This is a genomic window from Pseudomonas sp. TWP3-1 (assembly GCF_049896625.1).
GTDB lineage: Bacteria > Pseudomonadota > Gammaproteobacteria > Pseudomonadales > Pseudomonadaceae > Aquipseudomonas.
On the sequence record NZ_JAFCUQ010000044.1, the window covers coordinates 1 to 1,259 of the forward strand.

Annotated in this window: 1 protein-coding gene; it reads left to right on the plus strand. The window is 54.6% G+C overall.

Annotated features, from left to right (window positions below):
• The first annotated feature begins 64 nt into the window (after positions 1-64).
• Positions 65-1,248, plus strand: a protein-coding gene (locus ACP7BN_RS27655; RefSeq protein ID WP_426206974.1) for an IS3 family transposase whose coding sequence is annotated in 2 segments (ribosomal slippage) — positions 65-329 and positions 329-1,248 — 1,185 coding nt in all. Because the reading frame shifts where the segments join, the coding sequence is not laid out codon by codon here.
• The last annotated feature ends 11 nt before the right edge of the window (positions 1,249-1,259 follow it).

Genomic DNA, 1,259 nt, shown 5'->3' on the forward strand with positions numbered 1-1,259 from the left:
TGCAGTGGTCTAATTTCCCCGGACACCCCGATAGGTGGAAAATGCATCTATCGAGGAGTTATTCATGACCAAAAAACGCAGGGCATTCGACGACAGCTTCAAGCTGCAAGTCGTGAAGATGATCAAGGATCAGGGGTTGACCGTTACGCAGGTTTGCCAGGATCTGAACATTGGTGAGACGGCCGTTCGACGCTGGATTCAACAATATGAGGCAGAGCAACTGGGGCAGGCCGGAATCGGTAAGCCATTGACGGCAGAGCAGCAGCGCATCCGGCAATTGGAGCAGGAAAATCGCCAGCTCAAGATGGATAACGACATCTTAAAAAAGGCTACGGCCTTCTTTGCCCGCGAGCTGAAGTAAGGTATCGACTGGTTCGGCAGCTGCAACAGAAGGCTTACTCAGTGGCACATGTCTGTCGGTTACTGAACATTAGTCGCTCGGGCTTCTATGAGTCGAAAAAGCGTGCTGATGCGCCCGTCCGGCAGAGTTGTCCTGTCGTTGTGCAACTCAAGGCGTCTTTTGCCGAGAGTGGTGGTTGCTACGGCAGCCGCCCCTTGCGCGACGCTTTGCGCGGCAAAGGCCTGTCTGTCGGGTTGTATAAAATCCGCCGTTTGATGCGTGCCAATGGGCTACGTTCGGCCTGGAAGCGCAAGTTTGTACACACGACCGATAGCAATCATGACCTGCCGATTGCAGAGAATGTGCTGAGCCGAGAATTTGATCCAGCGGCGCCAAACAAGGCTTGGGTAGCCGACATCACCTACATCCGCACCCGCAGTGGCTGGCTGTATCTGGCCGTGGTGTTGGACTTGTTTTCACGCAAGATCGTGGGCTGGTCGATGGCTCCGAACATGCCGGCAGAGCTGGTGTGCACTGCGATGCAACTGGCCATCGCGCAGCGTCAACCGCCACCAGGCTTGATTGCCCACTCGGATCGGGGTAGCCAATACGCGAGTGCAACTTACAGAGAGTTACTGGCCAGAAACGACATGCAGCAGAGCATGAGCCGTAAAGGTAATTGCTGGGACAATGCGGTGATGGAGCGCTTCTTCCTGAGTTTGAAAATGGAGCGGGTATGGCGACGTGACTACGCGAACCATGCTGAAGCCATCCGCGACATCACTGAGTACATCGTTGGGTTTTACAACAACGAACGGCTGCACTCGAAACTGGGATATCTGCCACCGACCGTTTATGAGCGGGCAATGGCGTCAAAACCACCTATCGAGGTGCCCGGAATTAGTTGACCACTGCACTT